Here is a 23,128-nt window from a genome sequence, read left to right as displayed (position 1 = left end):
GCGATCGCACGGGGCGGACAGGTGTCATCACGCGTGCCGTGACCTGGTGTGCGGGCGCGGAGAGGTGGGCGGGCCTGCCGAGGTGCGGCTCCTGGTGATTAGGCTGGGAGCGGGCGCGATGACAGGACCCGTGAACCGGCGTCGGTGTCCCGGGGGGAGAGCCGGTGCTTCGGACCGCCCCGAACGACTACGGACGACTCGGTACGACACGACATGGTCGCCCCGGCACGGCATGAGGGTGCTCGACCACACCAGGAGGAACTGTGAGCAGCGATCGGGACGGGATGCGCGGGGGCTGGGACACACCCGGCGATGACCAGCCCGACGCGGAGGCCGTCGAGACCACCGGCGAGTTCACCATCGACTACGCTCCCCCCGCCTGGTACACGCAGAACGCGTCGGGAGCGGGCGGTACGGGTGCCGGTGGCGCCGGCGGTTCGGGAGGTGCCGGTGGTTTCGCCGGGTCCACCGGGTCCGCGGCTGCCGGTGACTCGGGCACTCCGGCGGCTCCCGGGCTGCCGTTCCCCACGACCGCGCCGGTACCGGGCCCGACACCCCCTCCGCCGGCCACCCCGCCGGTGGGTACGCCCCCGCAGGGAACTCCGTTCATTCCGGCCCAGGGGCCTTCGTACGGTCCGGCGGAGGGAACTCCGTACGGCCCGGCACAGGGCGCGTCGTCCACTCCGCCGCAGGGGACCTCGTACGCTCCCCCGGCCGGGCCCGCGCAGCCCGCGCCGCCGACCGGTGACCCCGTTCCGATGCCGCGGCTGCCCGAGGGCTTCGAGCCGCAGCAGACCCAGCCTGCCCAGCCGGAGGCGTCGGCCGCTTCGGGTGTGGTCGAGCCGGAGACGGACAACGGGGATCTGGAGAGCGGGGCGACCATGCGGTTCTCCTCCGTCGCCCTGAAGCGGCAGATGGCGGAGATCGCCGAGCGCGCCGGTGTCGCCGGAGAGCCGGCCGAGTCCGGAGAGTCGGCCGAGTCCGGGGATGAGGGTTCCGGTGGTGCCGAGGGCTCTGTCGACGTCGAGGGGGCCGGTGGTTCGGAGGGTTCTCTCGGTGCCTCCGGGGCCGAGGAGTCCGTCGACAGCGAGGACGACGTCGACCGTGCCGGGGCGTCCGGCGGCGAGGACGGCGCCGAGGAGTCCGGTGGCGAGGCCGCCGCGCAGGACGGCTCGGTGGCGGAGGCCGCCGTTTCGGGGGGTTCCGCGTCCGACGGAAACACCGCCGATGAGAAGACCGCGTCGGATGAGCCGGATGAGTCCGATGGGAGCGTTGCCGAACAGGCCGCCGCTGAGGAGGGTGACTCCGAGAAGGCCGGCGCTGACGGGGGCGCCGCCGACGCCGTGCGTCCCGCCGGGACGGAGGGCTCCGCCGACTCGGCGCAGTCCGATGCGCCGAAGCCCTCGGACGCCGGGGCCGCGAGCGTGACGGCCCAGGCCGGTGCGCCTCAGCCGGGCGCGGCGGACGACAGCGCACTGCCGGGTGACGGTGCTGCGGACAGCGGTGCGTCGGACAGCGCGGCCCAGCACACCGACGCCGCCCCCTCCGGTACCCCGGAATCCGGCGCCCCGCAGGCACAGACACCCCACCCCGGTACCCCGGAATCCGGCGCCCCGCAGGCGCACACACCCCACCCCGCCCCCGGGCAGCCCGGCGGATACGGCTTCCCCCAGCCGGACGCCGTCCACCCCGGCGCCCAGCCCCACGCGGCTCAGCCCGCTCCCGGCGACCCCTACGCCGCCGTGCCGCCCGCTTCCCCGGCCCCGCAGGGTGCCCAGCCTGGCTGGACGCCGCCCGCGCCGCAGAACGGGCTGCCCCCGCTGCCGCCCTCGTACCAGCCCGCCGCCCCGGCTGCCGCCGCCCAATGGCCCGCACAGCCCAGGCAGCAGCCGGCCGCCGCCCCACAGCAGCCCGGTCCGATGCCCGGCCAGCAGCCACAGGCGACCGGCGGTCAGGGTCCCGCCGGCATGCCCGGCCAGCAGCCGCCGTTCCAGCCGCAGGCCCCGCAGCCCGCGCCCACCGCGTGGCACCAGCCGAACCAAGCCGGGCAGGCCGCCCCCGCCCACCAGCCGGGTCAGCCGGGTGCGCCCGGCGCTCCGGTACCCGGCCCGCAGCCGGCCCCCAACGGCCCCACGCCCGGCCCCACGCCGCCGAGCGGCTACGGCTTCCCCCAGCCCGGCACGCCCACCCCACCGGCCCAGCCCGGCGGCTACGGATTCCCGCAGCCCCCGGCGCCCCAGCCGCACTCCAACGGCCCCACGCCGCCGAGCGGTTACGGATTCCCGCAGCCGGGCGTGCCCAACCCCGCGGCGCAGCCCGGCGGCTACGGTTTCCCGCAGCCGGGGAATCCCGACCCGCAGGCCCAGCAGGGCGGTTACGGGTTCCCGCAGCCGCCTCAGAACCCGGACGGTGCCCCCGGCGCTCCGCACGCCCCGGTCGACCCCCGCTCCGGTGCCGCGTGGCCGCAGCCCCTTCAGCACGATCAGCGGCAGCCGACCAACCCCGGTGCCGCGCCGCTCGGTTACACCGCCGCCGTGGAGCTGTCCTCGGACCGGCTGCTCAACAACAAGAAGCAGAAGGCGAAGAGCGGGCGGCCCGCGGCCGCGAGCGGCCGGTTCAAGCTCGGCGGCAAGAAGGAGGAGGCCGAGCGGCAGCGCAAGCTGGAGCTGATCCGCACGCCGGTGCTGTCCTGCTACCGGATCGCGGTCATCAGCCTCAAGGGCGGTGTCGGGAAGACCACGACCACCACCGCGCTCGGCTCCACCCTCGCCACCGAGCGGCAGGACAAGATCCTCGCCATCGACGCCAACCCGGACGCCGGTACGCTCGGGCGGCGGGTGCGCCGGGAGACCGGGGCCACCATCCGTGACCTCGTCCAGGCCATCCCGTACCTCAACTCGTACATGGACATCCGGCGGTTCACCTCCCAGGCACCCTCCGGTCTGGAGATCATCGCCAACGACGTGGACCCGGCCGTCTCGACCACGTTCAACGACGAGGACTACCGGCGCGCGATCGACGTGCTCGGCCGGCAGTACCCGGTCATCCTGACCGACTCGGGCACCGGTCTGCTGTACAGCGCCATGCGCGGGGTGCTCGACCTCGCCGACCAGCTCATCATCATCTCCACGCCGTCCGTGGACGGCGCGAGCAGCGCCAGTACGACACTGGACTGGCTGTCCGCCCACGGGTACGCCGACCTGGTCTCCCGCTCCCTCACCGTGATCTCCGGGGTCCGCGAGACCGGCAAGATGATCAAGGTCGAGGACATCGTGGCGCACTTCGAGACCCGCACCCGCGGCGTCATCGTCGTGCCCTTCGACGAGCATCTGGCGGCCGGCGCCGAGGTCGACCTCGACATGATGCGGCCGAAGACGCGTGAGGCGTACTTCAACCTCGCCGCGATGGTCGCCGAGGACTTCACCCGTCACCAGCAGGCGCACGGCCTGTGGACGAGCGACGGCAACCCGCCGCCGGTGGCCGCCCCGCCCATGCCGGGAGGGCCGGTGCCTGGCCAGCCCATGCCCGGCCAGCCCATGCCGGGGCAGCCCATGCCGGAACAGTTGTACGGCGCCGGACAGCCGTATCCCCCGGCCCCCGGACAGCCGTATCCCCCGGCCCCCGGTGAGCCGTATCCGCCGGCCCCGGGTCAACCGTACGCCCCGGCGCAGCAGCCGTACCCGCCTCAGCAGGGCCAGCCGCAGCCGTACCCGGCGGCGCCGCAGCAGCCGGGATACCCGCAGACCGGACAGCCGCAGCCCCAGCCCCAGGCCCAGCCGGGACAGCAGCCTCCGCAGGCCCCCCCGGCTCCCCCGGCCCCGCCCCAGCAGTAAGAGGCCACGAGAAAGGGCGGCCGGTGCTCACCGCACCGGCCGCCCTTCTCGCTGTGACGAGCCTCGCTGGAACGACTCCCGCCGGAACGAGCGGCTACTCCTCCGCCGCCACGATCTCCCGGCACCGCTTCACATCCGCGGCCATCTGCTCCAGCAGAGCCTCCAGCGACTCGAACTTCGCCTGCCCGCGCACGTACGCGAGGAAGTCGACGGCGACGTGCAGACCGTACAGGTCGAGGCCGACGCGGTCGATCGCGTACGCCTCCACCGTGCGCTCGGTGCCGTCGAACTGCGGGTTCGTGCCGACGGAGATCGCGGCCGGCATGGCCTCGCCCTGGGCGTGCAGGTATCCGGCGTACACGCCGTCGGCGGGGATGGCGGTGTGCGGGAGCGTCTCGACGTTGGCCGTCGGGAAGCCCAGTTCCCGGCCGCGCTGGGCGCCGCGGACGACGACCCCCTCCACGCGGTGCGGGCGGCCGAGGATCTCGCGGGCGCCCGCGACATCGCCCTCGGCGACCAGGCGGCGGGTCAGCGTCGAGGAGAACGGCTCGCCGCCGCCCGCTTCACCGGTGACGTACAGATCGACGACCTCGACCTCGAAGTCGTAGATTCTGCCCTGCTCGATGAGGAACTCGACGTTGCCTGCCGCCTTGTGGCCGAAGCGGAAGTTGGGGCCCTCCACGACCGCCTTGGCGTGCAGCTTGTCCACCAGGACCTTCACCACGAAGTCGGCGGGCGAGAGCTTGGAGAACTCGGTGGTGAAGGGCAGGATGAGGCACGCGTCGACGCCCAGCTCGGTCATGAGCTCGGCGCGGCGGTGGTGCGGGGCGAGCAGCGGCGGGTGGCTGCCCGGACGGACGACCTCGCTGGGGTGCGGGTCGAAGGTGACCACGACGGCCGGGACGCCGAGCTCGCGGGCCCGGTCGACGGCGTGCTGGATGATCAGCTGGTGACCGCGGTGGACGCCGTCGTAGGAACCGATGGTGACGACGCTGCGCCCCCAGTCCTCGGGGATGTCCTCCAAGCCACGCCAGCGCTGCACTGTGACCGCTCCTCGAACCCTTGTCCGTGTCTGTCTTGACCTCGTCGTGCAGGTCTAAGGGTGCCATGCCGGGTGCCCCGCGCCAGCATCGGCATGGGGGCTGTGACGGGGCGCACGTCCCCGACGCGGCTCAGGCCGGTACACGCACGCCCGCCAGGCTCTCGATCATGCGGCGGGCGCTGGGGCCGACCACGGCCGCCCAGTCGTCCGGGGTCTCGTTCAGCCAGCGGGCCATGCGGGCGGCGAAGCCGGGCACGTGCCGGCCGATGTCGACCAGGGCGCGGTCGAAACGGGTGGCGCCCTCGGGCGTGCGGACGAGGAGCAGGCCGGTGCGGTGGACCAGGCCGCGGGCCTCCTCCTCCCGGCCGCCGTGTTCCGTGGCCGCGTGCAGGACGGCGAGCAGGACGGACGGGTCCCCTTCCCGGGCGAGCAGGAACTCCAGCAGCTCGCGGCGGAACGGGCGGGAGGCGGGGGAACCGGGGGCGGCGAGGACGGTGGCGAGGGCCGCCCGGAGGGGTTCGGGAGCGCCGTCGAGCAGGCCGGTGACGAGGGGCAGCAGGACCGGGCGGGCGGTGGGGCCCTGTTCGAGGCGGCGCCCGACATGCCCGGCGACCTGGCCGGCGACGGGTCCGGCGGTCTCCGGGCGCAGCCGCAGCGCCTCCTGGACGAGCGCGGCGACCCGGCGGGCCAGGGCCGGGGTGTCGACCTGCGTGAGGCCGCGCAGGACCGCTCCGGTCTCCGGGCCGCCGGCGCCCGGGGCGCACAGGCGGACGCGGAAGGCCTCCAGGACCGGTTCCGGGTGCGTGGTCAGGGCCGGGACGAGGGCGCTGGGCGGGAACTGCGGGTCGCCGTCGGTGAAGTGGCGCAGGGCCGCGGGCAGGTGCCGGTCCCGGCTGCGCGGATCGCGGACCAGCAGGGCGAGGGCGGCGCCGTGCAGGGTGCGGTCGGCCGGGCGGGCGAGCAGGGTGAGGGCGGCGTAGCGCAGCAGCTCGCGGTCGGCGTCCGAGCGGGCGTGGGGGGCCGCGCGCAGGGCGAAGGCCACGGCCGCGACCCGGCGGGCGGGGCGCTCGTCGTGCGCCCAGCGGTCCACCGCCCGGCAGAGGGCCGACGGCTCCTCCTCGGCGAGGACGGCGAGCAGTTCGTCGGCACGCCGGTGCGCGCAGGCCGCCAGCACCTCGGTGAGATCGTCCAGGGCGCCGTGCCGGTGGGTGTGCAGCAGCGCCTGCGCGGCGGTGGCCACGGTGGCGTGCGGGGTCGCGGGGAGTGGCCGCTCGTCCGTGAACCACCGGGTGAGCAGGGGCTGTACGACGGTGGGGGCGGCGGCGAGCAGTCCGGCGACGGCGTCCAGGTACCGGTCGCCTGCCGCGGGGGGCGCCGGGTCCGCCAGGACGAGGCGGCGCAGCAGGTCCAGGCGCTCGGTGTCGGGGACGGGCAGGCCAGTCCAGAAGGCGGGGCGGAAGTCGGCCGGTACGGGCCGCCGGGCGCCGCGCCAGGCGACGACACGGTCGGCGAGCAGGCGCAGCACCTCGGTGTACGGCGTCGCGTCCGGGACCTGGAGCAGGGTCCGGGCGAGCAGCCGGGCGGCCCACCAGGAGCCGGTGTCACGGTCGAGGGCGTCGACCAACTCCCTCAGTCGCAGGGTGAGTTGTTCGGTCCCTTGCTGGCGGGCGAGGAGCAGCAGCGCCTGGACGACGGGTCCGACGCGATGGTGCGGCACCGGGCGGGGGGCGCTCGGTTCGCCGACGCGGTGCACCAGGGCCCGCAGCGCCGCGTCCAGGTCCAGGTGCGTGCCCTGGATCCAGTCGGCCAGTTCCTCGTGGGCGAAGCGGTAGCCGGTACCGGCCGGCACGAGGAGGCCCTCGGTCAGCACGGCGGAGGCCCAGCCGGTACCGCCGCCGAGCCGGGCCGGGGCGGGGCCCCAGGGGAACACCGCCTCGAACGACTCCCCCTCCAGCGCCCCCTGCCCCGGCCCGAGGCTGCGCCGGGCGGCCTCGTGCACCTGCCCGGCCACCCGCGCCGCCAGCCGCCGCACGGCCCTTCCGCGCAGACCGCCGACGGCGGCCAGGCGGACCGCGATGCGCAGGCACATCAGATCGAGGTAGGCGGCGAACACGTCGTGCCGGTCGAGGGGCCCGATGACCGGTGCGTCGGGTACGGCGGCCCGCACCTCGGACAACAGCCGCAGCACGAGCGGATGCCGCGCGTCCCGCTCACCGAGCGCACCCTCCGGAATCCCGTACCGCACGCGAGCCCACCGCGCCTCATCGATCGTGAAGTCCCCGATCCGCAGACAGGGCGGAAGGGGGTCGGTGGCGGGGGTGAGAGGGGCTTCGCCGGCGGCGCCGGGAACGCCGGGGACCGACTCGGGGGGTGCGGGGGATGCCTGGGGTGGCGTCGCGGAGGTGCGAGGGGCCTCGCCCGGGGCGCCGGGGACCGACTCGGCGGGTGCGGCGGATGCCTGGGGTGGGGTGGCGGGGGTGCCGGGGGTGCGGTCCGGTACGGGGCTGTCGGCCGGGGAGGCGAGGCGGGCCGGGGGGTGGTGCGGCTCGGAGCTGCCCGCCGGGGAGGCAAGGCGAGGCAGGGGGACCTGCGGCTCGGCGCCGACGGGCGAGGCGCCCACGCGCGAGGCGCCGACGGGCGAGGCGCCCACGCGCGAGGCGCCGACGGGCGAGGCGCCAGGCGAGGGCGCGCGGCCGGCGTCACCGTGCGGCAGCACGGCCGGTCCGGCTGAGCCCGGGGGCACAGCCGGAGGGCCTGCCGGTGCGCTGTGCAGCGGCTCACCGCCGCCCACCGGGGTCGCAGAGCCAGCCGACGCGTACACGGCACCAGCACCGCCCGCCCGAGCCGCGGAGTCGGCCGGCGTACGGTCCGACCCCGCACCGTCTCCTCGCCCCCCAGGGCCACTGGGCCCGCTGCGCTCCGGAGACTCAGTGCCGGCCGGCGCACGGTCCGGACCAGGGTCGCTCGTCGGGGCCCCGGCTCCACGCTCCGTCGCCGGCGGCTCGCCGCCGCCCGCCGGAACCCTGTGGTCAGGCGGCGTTCGCACCGGCTCCCCCGAGTCGCCCGGCACATGGAGGACGGCCGGTGGGAAGGCCCGGCCGGTGCGTTCCCAGTGTTCCTCCCGGCAGGCCACCACCAGGCGGGTTCCCGTCTCGGTCAGCCAGGTGGCCGCGCCCTGGGCCCAGGCGGACAGACGGTCGGCGAGGGCGGGGGGCATCTCCTCGGGGCAGTCCAGGAGGAGCAGCAGCGGGCGGCCGGCCCGGACGGCGAGGCGGGCCACGCGCTCGGGGGTGATGTCGCCGAGGTCTTCGGGTCGGCCGGAACGGGAGGCGGCGATGATCCGGGCGGCACGCGCCAAGGCGCGGTGGGCCACGTCGGCCACCGAGGCGTCGGTGCCCCTCAGGCCGGCACCGCGCAACCACAGCGTGGGGGCCGGCCGCTCACCCCGGGCACGGCGGGCGGCGAGCGCCGCGAGTTCCGTCGTACGACCGCTGCCCGGCGCGCCGACGAGGCCGAGCACGGGCCGGCCGCCAGCGGCGAAGTCGGCCAACTCCCCGGCGATGCCGGGGCGTTCGACCGGCTCGACGGCGCCCGGGGGGCCGTCCTGCCCGACCGAGGTCATGGTCAGCTGGAGGATGCCGGCGAGGTTGAGGTCGGCGCCGTACGCGGGCACGGTGGCCGCGTTGCGGGCGAGCAGGTCGGCGAGGGCGCCGTCGGCGGGCCGCAGCGGCACCGCGAAGCCCGCGTCGCGCTGGGCACTGTGCAAGGCGGTGCCGAGGACGCCGACGACCGCGCCGGTGCGCGCGTCGAGCACCGGTCCGCCGGCCGCGCCGCCGCCCAGCCGGAGCGCGTCCCGGCCGGCCGTGCCGATGGCCAGCTCCAGCGCGTCGTCCAGGAGGTGGAAGCGGTCCGTGGCGGTGTACGTCACCTGCGTGGCGGCCAGCACGCGCGCCTCGCGCCAGCAGCCGGCGGCGACCTGGACATAGGTGCCGGCGTCGATCCGCTCCCGCACGGTCAGCGGCAGCGGCTCCACGCCGAGGCCCTCGGTGCGCACCAGGGCGAGGTCGAGACCGGGCAGTGCGGTGACCGCGTCGGGGCCGACCACGCAGGTACGGTCGCCGCCGGCGTGCAGCACCAGCCGGGGCAGGCCGTCGACAGCCTCGTGGCTGGTGAGCAGGGTGCCCTCGTGATCGGCGAGGAAGCCGAGTCCGCGCGGGCGGCCGGCCAGGTCCCGGATGCGGACGAGAGCGGCGTCGCAGCGGCCGGTCCCGGCGCCCGCGCCCGTGTCGTCGGCCGGAGTGGTGGCCAGGGCACGGTCACCCGGACCCGCGCCCGGCCCACCAGCGACGCAGTCCTCGTCCACGCGCGCCCCGGACGGCCGCACCCCGTATGCGCCGAGCCCGCCCGCGCACTCCCCCTCGGCCCGCTCCTCGACCGGCCGCTCTTCGCACCCGTGCCCCCGGCGCCCGCTTCCGCCCCGCGGGCCCCGTTCCGTCATGGTCGTACCTCCCCGCCCGTCCCCGTGCCCTGGTTCCGACGGTAGGCGGGGGATGATCGGCGGGACAGATCGCGTGATGAACGCGCCCCCTTCCGCTCCCCCGGTTCACTCCGAGCGCCTGCCCGGACGGGTGAATAGGCGGAAGTCGCTGGATAACCCTAGGGGTGGGGGAACCGGGGGGGACCGTGGAGCGGCGGCAGGACCGACCCGTGTGGCCGGCCGCCGCTCCACGGCAGACAGCCGGCCCACGGGGGAGCCACTCGACGGCAGACAGCCGGTCCACGGCACACAGCCACTCCACGGCAGACGGCCACTCCACGGCAGACGGCCACTCCACGGCGGACAGCCGATCCGTGCGGCCCGTCCTCGGGGCTCACAGCTCGGCCCTCTGAGCCTGAGGCGCTCAGTCCCTCAGGGCTTCAGGCCCGCAGGTCCTCAGCCGAAGACCGCCAGGCTCTTCGCCTTGCCCCGGTGTTCCTCGACCAGCGCGAGGAAACGGCCCTCGGTGTCGAACACGGCGACGGGACCGGCTGCCGCGTACTCGTCGGGGATCTCCAGCCGGACGCCGTTCAGCAGCAGCCGGGACCGCCTGGCGTCGACCTCCCAGCGCGGGAACGCCGCGGTGGCGGCCTCGGCGATCGGCATCACGGTCAGCTCCTGCTGGAGCTGGTCCAGCGTCTTCGCCGCGTCCAGCTTGTACGGGCCGACGCGGGTGCGGCGCAGCGCGGTGAGGTGGCCGCCGACGCCGAGGTCGGCGCCCAGGTCGCGGGCGAGGGCGCGGATGTAGGTGCCGGAGGAGCAGACCACCGACACCACCAGGTCGAGCACGGGCGTGCCGTCCTCGGCGACCGCGTCCCGGACGTCGTACACCGCGAAGGAGGAGATGGTCACCGGCCGGGCGGGGATCTCGAAGTCCTCGCCCTCACGGGCCCGCTTGTACGACCGTACGCCGTCGATCTTGATGGCGCTGACCTTGGACGGCACCTGCATGATGTCGCCGGTCAGCTTGGCGATGCCCGCGTCGATGGCGTCCCGGGTCACCTTGGAGGCGTCGGCGGACGAGGTGATCTCGCCCTCGGCGTCGTCGGTGAGGGTGTTCTGGCCCAGGCGGACCGTGCCCAGGTACTCCTTCTCGGTGAGCGCCAGGTGCCCGAGGAGCTTGGTGGCGCGCTCGACCCCGAGGACCAGGACGCCGGTCGCCATCGGGTCGAGGGTGCCGGCGTGGCCGACGCGGCGGGTCCTGGCGATCCCGCGCATCTTGGCGACCACGTCGTGCGAAGTGAAGCCCGACGGCTTGTCGACGATGACGAGGCCGTCGGGCGCGGTGTGCTTCTGGGTCATTCGGTGGCGTCGCCGTCCGTGTCGCTGTCGTCCTCCGCCGGCTTGCGGTACGGGTCGGCGCCGCCGGCGTACGTGGCGCCCGTGGCCGCCTCGCGCACCTTCTCGTCGGACTGCCGGGCCTTGTCGAGGAGGTCCTCGATGGTCCGGGCGGTGTCCGGCAGGGCGTCCGCCACGAAGGTCAGGGTGGGCGTGAACTTCACCCCGGCCGCGCGGCCCACCTCGGAGCGCAGGATGCCCTTGGCGCTCTCCAGGCCGGCGGCTGCCGCCTTCCGCTCCTCCTCGTCGCCGTAGACCGTGTAGAAGACGGTCGCCTCCCGGAGGTCACCGGTGACCCGGGTGTCCGTGATGGTGACGTGTGAGCCGAGCCGCGGGTCCTTGATCCCGCGCTGCAGCTTCTGGGCCACCACCTCCCGGATGAGGTCCGCCAGCCTTTTAGCCCGCGCGTTGTCGGCCACTGGTCCGTCTCCCGTTCTTTCTCTTGCTTGCGTTTCGTGGTCAGTCGTCGTCGCCGTGGAAGCGCCGTCGCACGGACAGCAGTTCCACCTCGGGGCGGCCGGCGACCAGCCGCTCGCACCGGTCCAGTACGTCGGTGAGGTGCGCCGCGTCGCCGGAGACCGCGGCGAGGCCGATGATCGCCCGCCGGTGGAGGTTCATGTGGTCCACCTCGGCCGCGCTCACGGCGTACTTCCGCTGGAGTTCGGCGACGATCGGGCGGACGACGGAGCGCTTCTCCTTCAGCGAGTGGACGTCGCCGAGGAGGAGGTCGAAGGACAGAGTCCCCACGTACATGTGTGCAACCGGTTCACCCGCCGGTACGGGATCGATGGCCCCGGGTCCGTGCGGCCGGGGACATCAAGAACCGTACCGCGTACCCGCCGGTGGCTCGACAGGGTTTCGGTGCGATGGGCCGGACAGGCGCCCGGGCGGAAAACGGCGTGCTGGCCGACGGGACCGCAGTCCCGCCGGCCAGCACGAACCACAGGCGTTACACCCGCGGCTTCTCCCGCATCTCGTACGTCGCGATGACGTCGTCGACCTTGATGTCGTTGAAGTTGCCGAGGTTGATACCACCCTCGTAGCCTTCGCGGATCTCGGTGACGTCGTCCTTGAAGCGACGCAGGCCCTCGATGTTGAGGTTCTCCGCGACCACCTTGCCGTCTCGGATGAGGCGGGCCTTGGTGTTGCGGCGCACCTCGCCGGAGCGGATGAGGACACCGGCGATGTTGCCCAGCTTGGACGACTTGAAGACCTCGCGGATCTCCGCCGTACCCAGCTCGACCTCTTCGTACTCCGGCTTGAGCATGCCCTTGAGGGCCGCCTCGATCTCCTCGATCGCCTGGTAGATGACCGAGTAGTACCGGACGTCCACGCCCTCGCGCTCGGCCATCTGCGCCGCGCGGCCGGCCGCGCGGACGTTGAAGCCGATCACGATGGCGTCCGAGCCCATCGCCAGGTCGATGTCGGACTCCGTGACCGCACCGACGCCGCGGTGCAGGACGCGGATGTCGACCTCTTCGCCGACGTCCAGCTGGAGCAGGGAGGACTCCAGGGCCTCGACCGAACCAGAAGCGTCACCCTTGATGATCAGGTTCAGCTGCTGGACCTCGCCGGCCTTGAGCACCTTGTCCAGGTCCTCCAGGGACACGCGGCGCGTGCGCTTCGCGAAGGCCGCGTTGCGCTCGCGGGCGGCGCGCTTCTCCGCGATCTGGCGGGCCGTACGGTCCTCCTCGACCACGAGGAAGTTGTCGCCGGCGCCCGGGACGTTGGTCAGACCCAGGACCTGGACCGGCGTCGACGGGCCTGCCTCGGCCACGTTGTTGCCGTTGTCGTCGAGCATGGCGCGCACGCGACCGTAGGCGTCGCCCACGACCATCGTGTCGCCGACCCGCAGCGTGCCTCGCTGGACGAGGACCGTCGCCACGGCACCACGGCCGCGGTCGAGACGGGACTCGATCGAGATGCCCTGCGCGTCCTGGTTCGGGTTGGCCCGCAGGTCGAGCGAGGCGTCGGCCGTGAGGATCACGGCCTCCAGCAGCGAGTCGATGTGCAGACCCTGCTTGGCGGAGATGTCGACGAACATGGTGTCGCCGCCGTACTCCTCGGCCACCAGGCCGTACTCGGTCAGCTGACCGCGCACCTTGGTCGGGTCCGCGCCCTCGACGTCGATCTTGTTGACCGCGACGACGATCGGCACGTCGGCCGCCTTGGCGTGGTTGAGCGCCTCGACCGTCTGCGGCATGACGCCGTCGTTGGCCGCGACGACCAGGATCGCGATGTCGGTCGACTTCGCACCACGGGCACGCATGGCGGTGAACGCCTCGTGACCCGGGGTGTCGATGAAGGTGATCTTGCGCTCTTCGTCGTTGACCTCGGTCGCGACCTGGTAGGCACCGATGTGCTGGGTGATGCCGCCGGCCTCGCCCGCGATGACGTTCGTCTTGCGGATGGCGTCGAGCAGTCGGGTCTTACCGTGGTCGACGTGACCCATGACGGTCACGACCGGCGGACGGACGACCAGGTCCTCGTCGGAGCCCTCGTCCTCGCCGAACTCGATGTCGAAGGACTCAAGCAGCTCGCGGTCCTCCTCCTCCGGGCTGACGATCTGAACCGTGTAGTTCATCTCGCCGGCGAGGAGCTGGAGGGTCTCGTCGGAGACGGACTGGGTCGCGGTGACCATCTCGCCGAGGTTCATCATGACCGCGACGAGGGACGCCGGGTTGGCGTTGATCTTCTCCGCGAAGTCGGTGAGCGACGCGCCGCGGGAGAGACGGATGGTCTCGCCGTTGCCGCGCGGCAGCATCACGCCGCCGACGCTCGGGGCCTGCATGGCCTCGTACTCCTGGCGACGCTGCCGCTTCGACTTGCGACCACGACGCGCCGGACCGCCGGGACGGCCGAAGGCGCCCTGCGTGCCACCACGGCCACCGGGACCGCCGGGACGGCCGCCGAAGCCGGGACGGCCACCGCCGCCACCGCCGGGACCGCCGCCGAAGCCGCCGCCACCACCGGGACGACCGGCGAAGCCGCCGCCACCGCCCGGACGGGCACCGCCGCCGCCACCGGGACGGCCGGCGAAGCCGCCGCCGCCGGGACGACCGCCGCCGCCGGGACGACCGGCACCGGCCGGGCCGCGACCGCCGCCGGGGCCGGGACGCGGGCCGGCAGCGGGACGCTGCGGCATCATGCCGGGGTTCGGACGCGGACCGGCCGGGCCGGGACGCGGACCGCCCTGCGGACGGGGCATGCCCGCCGGGGACGGACGGTTGCCGCCGGGAGCCTGCGGACGCGGACCGCCGCCCTGGGCGCCGGGCGCCTGCGGACGGGGGCCGGCGCCGGGGGCACCGCCGGGGCCGGGACGCGGACCGCCCTGCGGGCGCGGGGCCTGCGGACGGGCCATGCCGGCGTTGCCGCCGGAGGTGAAGGGGTTGTTGCCCGGACGCGGACCGGCCGGACGGGCACCGGAACGCGCGGCCTGGCCACCGGGGCGGGCACCGCCCTGACCCGGACGGGCACCCTGGCCCTGGCCCTGGCCGGGGGCCGGACGTGCGCCACCGGGCTTCGGGGCACCGGGACGGGCGCCGGGACGCGGACCCTGGGCGGCCGGAGCCTGCGGGGTCTGCGCGGCCGGGGCCGGCGGAGCGGTGAACTCCGGGGCGGCCGGGGCCGGACGCGGCGCGGGCTTGGGACCGGGCACCGGGCGCGGGCCCGGGGCCGGTGCCTGTGCGGGCGCCGAGGGGGCCGACGGGGCGGCCGGCTGCTGGGCAGCGGGCGCCGTCGGAGGCTTGGGGGCCGCCGGCCTCGGGGCCGGGGCAGCCGGACGTGCCGCCTGCGCCGGAGAGGGCGCGGCGGGCCTGGGGGCGGCCTTGCGCGGGGCGGACTTGCCGGCGGACTTGCCGTTGCCACCGCCCTGGAAGGCGTCGGTCAGCTTGCGTACAACCGGCGCTTCGATGGTCGAAGACGCCGAACGGACGAATTCACCGAGTTCCTGGAGCTTGGCCATGACGACCTTGCTCTCGACACCGAACTCCTTGGCGAGTTCGTAGACCCGGACCTTAGCCACTTCGCTCCTTTGAGGTCCGGGTTGAAGCCGGACCGTCGCTAGTTCATGGGCGTACTCATCGCGTACTCATCGAGTGCTCATCGCAATCTCGACCTGCTTTCGACTCGCGAGGTACCAGACCGCACGGGGTTCCGTGCGGCTTGTCTTACGGCGTTGCCTGCTCGGCAACTGTTGTCTGCTCGACGTATCGGCGCAACGCCTTTGTGTCGAGCGGTCCCGGGACGCGCAGTGCCCGCGGGAACGCCCGGCGGCGTACCGCCTGGTCGAGACAGACCAGGGCGGGGTGTACGTACGCACCCCGGCCGGGCAGCGTACCGCGAGGATCGGGGACGCAGGCGTCCTCGATCTTCACGATCCGCAAGAGATCGTTCTTGGCCGCCCGCTCCCGGCACCCCACACAGGTGCGCTCGGGGCATGCTCGGGCGTGCGTCCGGCCAGACACAGCTAAGTCTACCTCCCCGTACCGACCTCACCCCTTTGGGGCAAGAATCGAACGGCTGTTGTCGTGATCTGAGCGCCGGACGGCTTGGATCTATTCCCCCCGGCGCCCCGATCGGCTCCCCGGTCTACTCCCCGGCCTGCTCGGTGTCGGGCCGGATGTCGATCCGCCAGCCGGTCAGCCGGGCCGCCAGGCGGGCGTTCTGGCCCTCCTTGCCGATCGCCAGCGACAGCTGGTAGTCCGGCACGGTCACCCGGGCGGACCGGGAGGCCAGGTCCACGACCTCCACCTTGCTCACCCGAGCGGGTGACAGGGCGTTCGCGACCATCTCCGCCGGGTCGTCCGACCAGTCGACGATGTCGATCTTCTCGCCGTTCAGTTCGCCCATCACGTTGCGCACCCGGCCGCCCATGGGGCCGATGCAGGCCCCCTTGGCGTTCAGGCCCGAACGGGTGGACCGTACGGCGATCTTCGTACGGTGACCGGCCTCACGGGCGATGGCCGCGATCTCCACCGAGCCGTCGGCGATCTCCGGCACCTCCAGGGCGAAGAGCTTCTTCACCAGGTTCGGGTGCGTACGGGAGAGGGTGACGGACGGCCCGCGCACACCCTTGGCCACCCGGACGACGTACGACCTCAGGCGCATGCCGTGCGCGTAGCTCTCGCCGGGCACCTGCTCCTGCACCGGCAGGATGGCCTCCAGCTTGCCGATGTCCACGAGCACGTTCTTCGGGTCGCGGCCCTGCTGGACCACACCGGTGACGATGTCGCCCTCGCGGCCGGCGTACTCGCCGAGCGTCGCGTCGTCCTCGGCGTCGCGCAGCCGCTGGAGGATCACCTGCTTGGCGGTGGTGGCGGCGATGCGGCCGAAGCCGGACGGGGTGTCGTCGAACTCGCGGGGCTCCTGCCCCTCGGCGAGGTCCTCGGGGTCCTCCTTCGCCCACACGGTCACATGCCCGGTCTCCCGGTTGAGCTCCACGCGCGCGTGTCGGCGGCTTCCCTCGGTGCGGTGGTAGGCGATGAGGAGGGCCGACTCGATCGCCTCGACCAGCAGGTCGAAGGAGATCTCCTTCTCCCGAACCAAGCCCCGCAGGGCGCTCATGTCGATGTCCACGGCTACGCCTCCTCCTCTTCCTTCATGTCCTTCTCGCCGGCCGTGCCGGCGCTGTCCTTGCGGTTGAACTCGACCTGCACACGCGCCTTGGCGATCTCCGCGAAGCCGAGTCTGCGGGCGGTGGCCTTGCGGCCCTTCACGCCGGGCACCTCGACGTCGACGCCCTCGTCGTCGACCTTCAGGATCCGCGCGACCAGCTCGCCGCCCTCCGTGAGCTGGAACTTCACAAGCCGGTCGGTGGCCCGCACGAAGTGCCGGTGCTCGGTGAGGGGGCGCTCCGCGCCGGGGGTTCCGACCTCCAGGTCGTACGCCGCGTCACCCATCGCGTTCGTCTCGTCCAGCTTCGCCGAGAGCGCGCGGCTCACATCGGCGATGGCGTCCAGATCAGCCCCGGCGTCGGAGTCGACGACCACCCGCAGCACCCGCTTGCGCCCGACGGAGTCCACGGCGATCTCTTCGAGATCCAGCCCCTGGGAGGTGACGAGCGGTTCCAGCAGCTCTCGCAGCCTCTCGCTCTGGGTGGTGCTCATCCGGGTGACTCCTCGGCCGCGTGTGCTGTTGTGGGATGGGTCGCGTGTCTGATCAAAGGGTACTGCCTCCGGCAGGGGCCGGTTCGCATCAGAGGTCCGGGGTGGTTCGCGGGCGGGTGCGGTCGGCCGTCGAGCCGGTGACACGAGGCGGAGGGACTCGCGGGTACCGTGATCAACGGCGGGTCGGCGTTCCCGCCCGTGTGTTCGTACGAGCCCCCGAGGACGTCAGCCGTGCCGTACCCCCCGCTCTCGCGCGTGCCCTCGGGGCCGCGCAGAAGAACCCTGCTCGCCTCGGCCGCCGGCGGCGCCCTGCTGACGGGCTGCTCGGCCGGCCCGGAGTCCGGCGACGACGGTCCGTCGGCCACGCAGCGGGCACGCGCGCGTGCGGCGCGGGACAGCCGGGGGCTGCTGGCACGGTACGACGCCGTGCTCGCCGCGCACCCCGGCCTGGCGGACCGGCTGCGCCCGCTGCGGGCCCAGGTCGCGGCGCACGCGGCGGCTTTCACGGACGGTACGGCGCCCACGGCTTCCGCCACGGCCACCGCTTCCGCCGCTCCCGTCCCGGCAGGCGAGAAGGACGCCGTCGCCGGGCTGGCCGCCGCCGAGCGCGCCCTCGCCGACCGGCGCGCCAAGGATCTGCTGGAGGCGCCGGGCGAGCTGGCGCGGCTGCTGGCGTCGGTCGCCGCGGCCGGGGCCGCGCACGCGTACCTGCTGACGGAGGGAGCCAGGTGAGCGACGGGACCGGGCAGGCCGGGACGGCGGAGCTGACCGCCTTGCAGGCCGCGCTGGCGGCGGAGCACGCGGCCGTGTACGGGTACGGCGTCGTGGGCGGACGGATCGGCGAGCGGCGCCGGACGGAGGCGCGGTCGGCGTACGACGCCCACCGCGCGCGCCGGGACGCGCTGGTGCGCGCCGTTCGCGACCTGGGCGGCGCACCGGTCGCCGCGAGCGCCGCGTACGCGCTGCCGTTCCCGGTCGAGGACGGGGCGGGCGCGCTGCGGCTGGCCGCGCGGCTGGAGGAGCGGGTGGCCGGCGTCTACTCGGACCTGGTGCGGGCCACGACCGGCGCGCGGCGGGCCGACGCGGCCGGGGCGCTGCGGGAGGCCGCGGTGCGGGCGGTGCGCTGGAGCGGGGGGAGCGTAGCCTTCCCTGGTCTGGCCGAGCGGTCCGGCCAACGGACGGGCGCGGCCGGCACGGCACCGTCGCCGTCCGGTTCGCCGGCGCGTTGACGGCCGGCCGGGCGGGCCGGGCCGCTGCCCGGACAGCCCGTGACGGCGGGACGGCACCGGACACGATCGGGAACAGGACCAGGACGGGAGACTCGGGCGGGGTCCCGGCAGCACAGGACACGAAGGGAACGACTCGCGCATGGCTTTCGAACCGCCGCAGCGCCTGGTGCGGGCGCTCGGTGAGACCGCACCGGCCGGGGACGACTGGCTGGCGCGGCTGCCCACGGCGGCCGAACGGGCCGTCGCCCGGCGCGAGTTGACCGTCGAGCGGGTACAGGTGCCGGGCGGGCGCAGCAGCCTGGTGGTGCTGGTACGGCGGGCGGACGGCACCCCGGCCGTGCTGAAGCTGGCGCCGCCCCGGGCCCGCCCGGAGAGCGAGCGGGCGGCACTGGCGCACTGGGGCGGGCTGGGCGCCGTACTGCTGCTGGAAGCCGGGGCGGAGGACGGGGCGCTGCTGCTGGAGCGGCTGCACCCGGACGTGTCGGTGCGGTCGCTGCCGGAGGCGAAGGCGCTGCTGGAGGCGGCGGGGACGCTGCGCAGGCTGTGGGTCGCGCCGCCGGTCGGGCATGTCTTCGAGACCGTCGCCGAGCGGACCGGGCGGCAGGCGGTGGCGATGCGGGCGGGCGCCGGGACCGATCCGGAGGCGGCCCCGCTGGTGGAGGCGGCCCTCGCCGCCCGTACGGAGCTGCTGGCCGCGCCGCCCGAGCAGTTGCTGCTGCACGGCACGTTCCGGCAGAGCAAGGTGCTCTCCGGGGAGCGGATGCCCTGGCTGGCGGTGGGCCCGGACCCGGTGGTCGGCGAGAGCGCCTTCGACCTGGCGCGGCTGGTGCGGGACCGGGTGGAGGACCTGATCGCGGCGCCGTCCGGGCCGTCCACCACCCGGCGCCGGATCAAGCGGCTCGCCGAGTCGCTGGAGGTCGACCAGGAACGGCTGCGGGGCTGGACGCTGTTCCGGGCGGTGGAGTCCGGGGTACGGGCCCGCCGGGTCGGCCGTGAGAAGGACGCGGAGCTCCTGCTGGAGTTCGCGAGCTGGCTCTAGCCGAGCGGGGGCGGTCGCCCGCCCCCGCTCACGGAACACCCCGGGCAGAGCCCAGGAGAGACCTCACCGCTGCCGCTTACCGCTTACCGCTTACCGCTTACCGCGCGGTCAGACGGGCGATCGCGTCCTCGACCGTCAGTTCCTCGCGCTCGCCGGTCTTGCGGTCCTTCAGCTCCAGGACGCCCTCGCCGGCACGGCGGCCGGCGACCAGGATCTGCGGGACGCCGATCAGCTCCGCGTCGGTGAACTTCACGCCCGGGGAGACCCCGGCCCGGTCGTCCACCAGGACGCGGACGCCCGCGGCGGCGAGCTTCTCGGAGACGTCGAGGGCCAGCTCGGTCTGGAGCGCCTTGCCGGCGGCGACGACGTGCACGTCGGCCGGGGCGATCTCCTTGGGCCAGACCAGGCCGTGCTCGTCGGCGGTCTGCTCGGCGAGCGCGGCGACGGCACGGGAGACACCGATGCCGTAGGAGCCCATGGTGACGCGGACCGGCTTGCCGTTCTGGCCGAGGACGTCCAGCTTGAGGGCGTCGGTGTACTTGCGGCCCAGCTGGAAGATGTGGCCGATCTCGATGGCGCGGTCCAGCTTCAGGCCGGTGCCGCACTTGGGGCAGGGGTCGCCCTCCTGGACCACCACGACGTCCACGTACGCGTCGACCTCGAAGTCCCGGCCGGCGACGACGTTCTTGGCGTGCGTGTGCTCCTTGTTGGCACCGGTGATCCAGGCGGTGCCGGGGGCCACGCGCGGGTCGGCGATGTAGGTGACCTTCTCGCCCAGGCCCTGCGGGCCGACGTAGCCACGGACCAGGTCGTCGCGCTCGGCGAAGTCCGCCTCGGTGACCATCTCGACGGTGGCCGGGGCGAAGTGCGCCTCGACCTTGCCCAGGTCCACCTCGCGGTCCCCGGGCACGCCGACGGCGACGATCTCGCCGTCCACCTTGACCAGCAGGTTCTTCAGCGTGGCGGAGGCCGGGACGCCGAGCGAGGCGGCCAGCGTCTCGATGGTCGGGGTGTCGGGGGTCGGGATGTCCTCGGCGGCGGGCACGCCGGAGGCGTCCACCGGCTTCAGCGCGTACGTGATCGCCTCCGTGTTGGCGGCGAAGTCGCAGTTCGGGCAGTCGGCGAAGGTGTCCTCGCCGGCCTCGGCCGGGGCGAGGAACTCCTCGGACTTGGAGCCGCCCATGGCGCCGGCGGTGGCCGCGACGATGCGGTAGTCGAGGCCGAGGCGCGCGAAGACGCGCCGGTAGGCCTCGCGGTGCAGGGCGTAGGACCGGCCGAGGCCCTCGTCGTCCAGGTCGAAGGAGTACGAGTCCTTCATCAGGAACTCGCGACCGCGCAGGATGCCGGCGCGGGGCCGGGCCTCGTCACGGAACTTGGTCTGGATCTGGTAGAGGATCACCGGCAGGTCCTTGTAGGACGTGCACTGGTCCTTGACCAGGAGGGTGAAGATCTCCTCGTGGGTCGGGCCGAGGAGGTAGTCGCCGCCCTTGCGGTCCTTGAGCCGGAACAGCTCCTGGCCGTACTCGTCCCAGCGGCCGGTGGCCTCGTAGGGCTCACGCGGCAGCAGCGCGGGCAGCATGACCTCCTGGGCGCCGATGGCGTCCATCTCCTCGCGGACGACGCGCTCGACGTTGGCGAGGACCTTCTTGCCGAGGGGCAGCCAGCTCCAGATGCCGGCGGCCGTGCGGCGGACGTAGCCGGCGCGGACGAGGAGCTTGTGGCTGAGGACCTCGGCGTCCGCCGGGTCGTCGCGCAGCGTCTTCGCCATCAACTGGGACATGCGCTGGACCGGTGCGTTGGCCATGGTTCTCTTACTCCTGCCGGGAAACGGTGATGGCATGGAGGTTAGCCGGGCCGCCTGTGCCGGTGGAAATCGGTTAACGCCTACGCAGCGGCAGCGGGGCGCCCATCACGGCGTACGGCCTCGGTGCGCTCGGGAAGTGGACCCGGCGGGCGAGGTCGACGTAGCCGAGGGAGTGGTAGAGGCCGCGGGCGGGGCTGTCGGTGTCGATCGCGGAGAGGATCGAGCGGGGTTCGTCGGCGGTGTCGGTGATGGTGGTGATCAGGCGCCGGCCGATGCCGCGGTTCTGGTGGTCGGGGTGGACGTGCAGTTCGGTGATGACGAAGGAGTCGTCCAGCCAGAAGTCGTTGCCGCCCGCGCGCAGGTAGGGCTCGACGACGGTGGACCACCAGTGGGTCCGGCTGTTGGGCATGCCGTAGACGAAACCGACGAGCCGTCCCCGGACGGTGGCGCCGTAGGCGCGCGCGCCGCGGTACTGCATGTGCCGTTGGACGATCTGGCGGCGTACGGCGACTTCGTCCGGGCCGAGTCCGAAGGCGACGGCTTGGACGGCCAGGGCCTCGTCCACGTGGGCGGTGAGGTCCAGGGAGCCGATCACGAGGTCCATGCCGGGAGCGTACAGGGCGGTCAGAAGAGCACGCTCATGAAGGCTCCCACCTCGTGGAAGCCCACCCTGCGGTACGTGCTGCGCGCCGCGGTGTTGAAGTCGTTCACGTACAGGCTGACCACCGGGGCCACATCGGCCAGGGCGTAGCGCAGTACGGCCGCCATGCCGGGGGCCGCCAGGCCCCTGCCCCGGTACTCGGGGGCCACCCACACGCCCTGGATCTGGCAGGCCTGGGGGGTGGCCGCGCCGATCTCCGCCTTGAACACGACCCGGCCCTGGTCGTCGACGCGGGCGAAGGAGCGGCCGGAGCCGACGAGTTCGGCGACCCGGGCCTGGTAGAGCAGGCCGCCGTCGCCGGCGAGGGGCGAGACGCCGACCTCCTCGGTGAACATCGCCACGCACGCCGGCATGATCGTCTCCATCTCGTCCTTGCGGACGCGGCGGACGTAGGGGTCCGGGGCGATGTCGGCCGGCATGCGGTCGGTGACCATCAGCGGCTGGTGGGCGCGGACCTCGCGGGCCGGGCCCCAGTGCGGCTCCAGCAGCCGCCACAGCGCGGCGGTGGCCTCGGCGGGGCCGACGATGGAGGAGCAGCGCCGGCCGGCCCGCCGGGCACGGTCGGCGAAGGCGCGGACGGCGCGGGGGGTGGCGCAGATCGGGACGAGGTTGGCACCCGCGTAGCACAGGGACGTGAGCATGCCGTCCTCGTACCAGCCCCACATCTCGCCGCCGAGCCGCCAGGGGTCGAGGCCCGCGACCTGGACCCGCGAGGTCACGAAGGCGTTCACGACCGGCTCACGGTCGAGGACGGCGAGCGCCGCGTCCAGGTCGCCCGGTTCGAGCACTCGTGAGGTGGTCTGGGTCAACACGTGCGGGGCCTCACGCTGGGGGTCTGCTGATCTCCGCACTATAGCTGCGCTGCTTCGCCGTGCGCCTGCCAACCCGGGTGGCTCTGGAGCGCCGGCGGGTGCGGGCCGGTCGGTGGCCGGTCGCACCCACGCGGCGGAGCCGCACGTCGAGCACGGCCCCGCGCCCCTGGCGGGGCGCTGCCACCAACCGGCGCCGAAAGAGTCAGCCCGCCACCGACACCGACGGTTCGCCGGAGGTCACGCCCTCGGCCTCCATCTGCTCCGCCAGCTTCATGGCCTCCTCGATGAGGGTTTCCACGATCTTGGACTCGGGGACGGTCTTGATGACCTCGCCCTTGACGAAGATCTGGCCCTTGCCGTTGCCGGAGGCGACGCCGAGGTCGGCCTCGCGGGCCTCGCCGGGGCCGTTGACGACGCAGCCCATGACGGCGACGCGGAGCGGGACCTCCATGCCGGTCAGGCCGGCGGTGACCTCTTCGGCGAGCTTGTAGACGTCGACCTGGGCGCGACCGCAGGACGGGCAGGAGACGATCTCCAGGCCGCGCTGGCGCAGGCCGAGCGACTGGAGGATCTGGAGGCCGACCTTGACCTCCTCGACCGGCGGGGCCGAGAGGGACACCCGGATCGTGTCACCGATGCCCTGGGAGAGCAGGGCGCCGAAGGCGACGGCCGACTTGATCGTGCCCTGGAAGGCGGGACCGGCCTCGGTGACGCCCAGGTGCAGCG

17 protein-coding genes are annotated in these 23,128 nt (G+C 74.1%); 4 read left to right on the top strand and 13 right to left on the bottom strand.

Features of this window, described 5'->3' with window-relative positions; genetic code table 11:
- The first annotated feature begins 263 nt into the window (after nt 1–263).
- The gene (locus tag IE273_RS38715; protein ID WP_189819822.1) at nt 264–3,833 is read left to right on the top strand and encodes an SCO5717 family growth-regulating ATPase; all 3,570 of its coding nucleotides are present in this window, start codon (nt 264–266) and stop codon (nt 3,831–3,833) included.
- 94 nt (nt 3,834–3,927) lie between these two features.
- Here IE273_RS38715 and IE273_RS38710 read toward each other — a convergent pair whose 3' ends face one another.
- The 9 genes from IE273_RS38710 to rimP form a co-directional block, all read right to left on the bottom strand.
- Nucleotides 3,928–4,875, bottom strand: coding sequence for a bifunctional riboflavin kinase/FAD synthetase (locus tag IE273_RS38710; RefSeq protein ID WP_189819821.1), 948 nt, complete (start codon nt 4,873–4,875; stop codon nt 3,928–3,930).
- A gap of 130 nt (nt 4,876–5,005) precedes the next feature.
- Entirely contained in the window at nt 5,006–9,373 is a 4,368-nt protein-coding gene (locus tag IE273_RS38705) for a hypothetical protein (protein WP_229887985.1), read from the bottom strand.
- 435 nt (nt 9,374–9,808) lie between these two features.
- Nucleotides 9,809–10,714 (bottom strand): tRNA pseudouridine(55) synthase TruB, encoded by a 906-nt coding sequence (truB, locus tag IE273_RS38700; protein WP_189819820.1) that lies wholly within the window; start codon nt 10,712–10,714, stop codon nt 9,809–9,811.
- Nucleotides 10,711–11,169, bottom strand: coding sequence for a 30S ribosome-binding factor RbfA (rbfA, locus tag IE273_RS38695; protein WP_189819819.1), 459 nt, complete (start codon nt 11,167–11,169; stop codon nt 10,711–10,713). Before rbfA ends, truB begins: the two co-directional genes overlap by 4 nt.
- Nucleotides 11,170–11,209: 40 nt before the next feature.
- A complete protein-coding gene (locus tag IE273_RS38690; protein ID WP_030656066.1) occupies nt 11,210–11,503 on the bottom strand; it encodes a DUF503 domain-containing protein in 294 nt (97 codons plus the stop codon).
- Between the two features lie 196 nt (nt 11,504–11,699).
- Nucleotides 11,700–14,774: a translation initiation factor IF-2 gene (gene infB, locus IE273_RS38685; RefSeq protein ID WP_189819818.1), complete on the bottom strand. Its 3,075-nt coding sequence runs from the start codon at nt 14,772–14,774 to the stop codon at nt 11,700–11,702.
- Nucleotides 14,775–14,919: 145 nt separating this feature from the next.
- A complete protein-coding gene (locus IE273_RS38680) occupies nt 14,920–15,216 on the bottom strand; it encodes a YlxR family protein (RefSeq protein WP_078611825.1) in 297 nt (98 codons plus the stop codon).
- A gap of 124 nt (nt 15,217–15,340) precedes the next feature.
- Complete coding sequence (gene nusA, locus IE273_RS38675) at nt 15,341–16,327, bottom strand: transcription termination factor NusA (protein WP_189819817.1); 987 nt, start codon at nt 16,325–16,327, stop codon at nt 15,341–15,343.
- 2 nt (nt 16,328–16,329) lie between these two features.
- Complete coding sequence (gene rimP, locus IE273_RS38670; RefSeq protein ID WP_189819816.1) at nt 16,330–16,857, bottom strand: ribosome maturation factor RimP; 528 nt, start codon at nt 16,855–16,857, stop codon at nt 16,330–16,332.
- A 231-nt stretch (nt 16,858–17,088) separates the two neighbouring features.
- Here rimP and IE273_RS38665 point away from each other — a divergent pair, with 231 nt between their 5' ends.
- From IE273_RS38665 to IE273_RS38655, 3 genes are all read left to right on the top strand, one after another.
- Nucleotides 17,089–17,589, top strand: a complete 501-nt coding sequence (locus IE273_RS38665) for a hypothetical protein (RefSeq protein ID WP_189819815.1) — start codon at nt 17,089–17,091, stop codon at nt 17,587–17,589.
- Nucleotides 17,586–18,086 carry a ferritin-like domain-containing protein gene (locus IE273_RS38660; protein WP_189819814.1) on the top strand — a complete coding sequence of 167 codons (501 nt, stop codon included), beginning with the start codon at nt 17,586–17,588 and terminating at the stop codon, nt 18,084–18,086. Before IE273_RS38665 ends, IE273_RS38660 begins: the two co-directional genes overlap by 4 nt.
- 139 nt (nt 18,087–18,225) lie before the next feature.
- The gene (locus IE273_RS38655; protein WP_189819813.1) at nt 18,226–19,125 is read left to right on the top strand and encodes an aminoglycoside phosphotransferase family protein; all 900 of its coding nucleotides are present in this window, start codon (nt 18,226–18,228) and stop codon (nt 19,123–19,125) included.
- Nucleotides 19,126–19,222: 97 nt separating this feature from the next.
- On the opposite strand, the gene IE273_RS38650 is transcribed toward IE273_RS38655, so the two are convergent.
- The 4 genes from IE273_RS38650 to IE273_RS38635 form a co-directional block, all read right to left on the bottom strand.
- Complete coding sequence (locus IE273_RS38650; RefSeq protein WP_189819812.1) at nt 19,223–20,929, bottom strand: proline--tRNA ligase; 1,707 nt, start codon at nt 20,927–20,929, stop codon at nt 19,223–19,225.
- Nucleotides 20,930–21,002: 73 nt separating this feature from the next.
- Nucleotides 21,003–21,533: a GNAT family N-acetyltransferase gene (locus tag IE273_RS38645; protein WP_014675341.1), complete on the bottom strand. Its 531-nt coding sequence runs from the start codon at nt 21,531–21,533 to the stop codon at nt 21,003–21,005.
- Between the two features lie 20 nt (nt 21,534–21,553).
- Nucleotides 21,554–22,402, bottom strand: a complete 849-nt coding sequence (locus IE273_RS38640; protein WP_189819811.1) for a GNAT family N-acetyltransferase — start codon at nt 22,400–22,402, stop codon at nt 21,554–21,556.
- Between the two features lie 202 nt (nt 22,403–22,604).
- Nucleotides 22,605–23,128 (bottom strand): flavodoxin-dependent (E)-4-hydroxy-3-methylbut-2-enyl-diphosphate synthase (locus IE273_RS38635; protein WP_189819810.1); only part of this gene is annotated, 524 nt, incomplete at its 5' end.

The organism is Streptomyces olivaceoviridis (assembly GCF_014650115.1).
In the GTDB taxonomy this organism is placed as follows: domain Bacteria; phylum Actinomycetota; class Actinomycetes; order Streptomycetales; family Streptomycetaceae; genus Streptomyces; species Streptomyces olivaceoviridis.
This window is presented reverse-complemented; position numbering and strand designations above follow the sequence as displayed.

Coding starts and splice junctions, on each gene's coding strand:
- IE273_RS38705 (WP_229887985.1), bottom strand. CDS start 9,373: ATGACGGAACGGGGCCCGCGGGGCGGAAGCGGGCGCCGGGGGCACGGG.
- truB (WP_189819820.1), bottom strand. CDS start 10,714: ATGACCCAGAAGCACACCGCGCCCGACGGCCTCGTCATCGTCGACAAG.
- IE273_RS38690 (WP_030656066.1), bottom strand. CDS start 11,503: ATGTACGTGGGGACTCTGTCCTTCGACCTCCTCCTCGGCGACGTCCAC.
- rimP (WP_189819816.1), bottom strand. CDS start 16,857: ATGAGCACCACCCAGAGCGAGAGGCTGCGAGAGCTGCTGGAACCGCTC.
- IE273_RS38655 (WP_189819813.1), top strand. CDS start 18,226: ATGGCTTTCGAACCGCCGCAGCGCCTGGTGCGGGCGCTCGGTGAGACC.
- IE273_RS38650 (WP_189819812.1), bottom strand. CDS start 20,929: ATGGCCAACGCACCGGTCCAGCGCATGTCCCAGTTGATGGCGAAGACG.
- IE273_RS38645 (WP_014675341.1), bottom strand. CDS start 21,533: ATGGACCTCGTGATCGGCTCCCTGGACCTCACCGCCCACGTGGACGAG.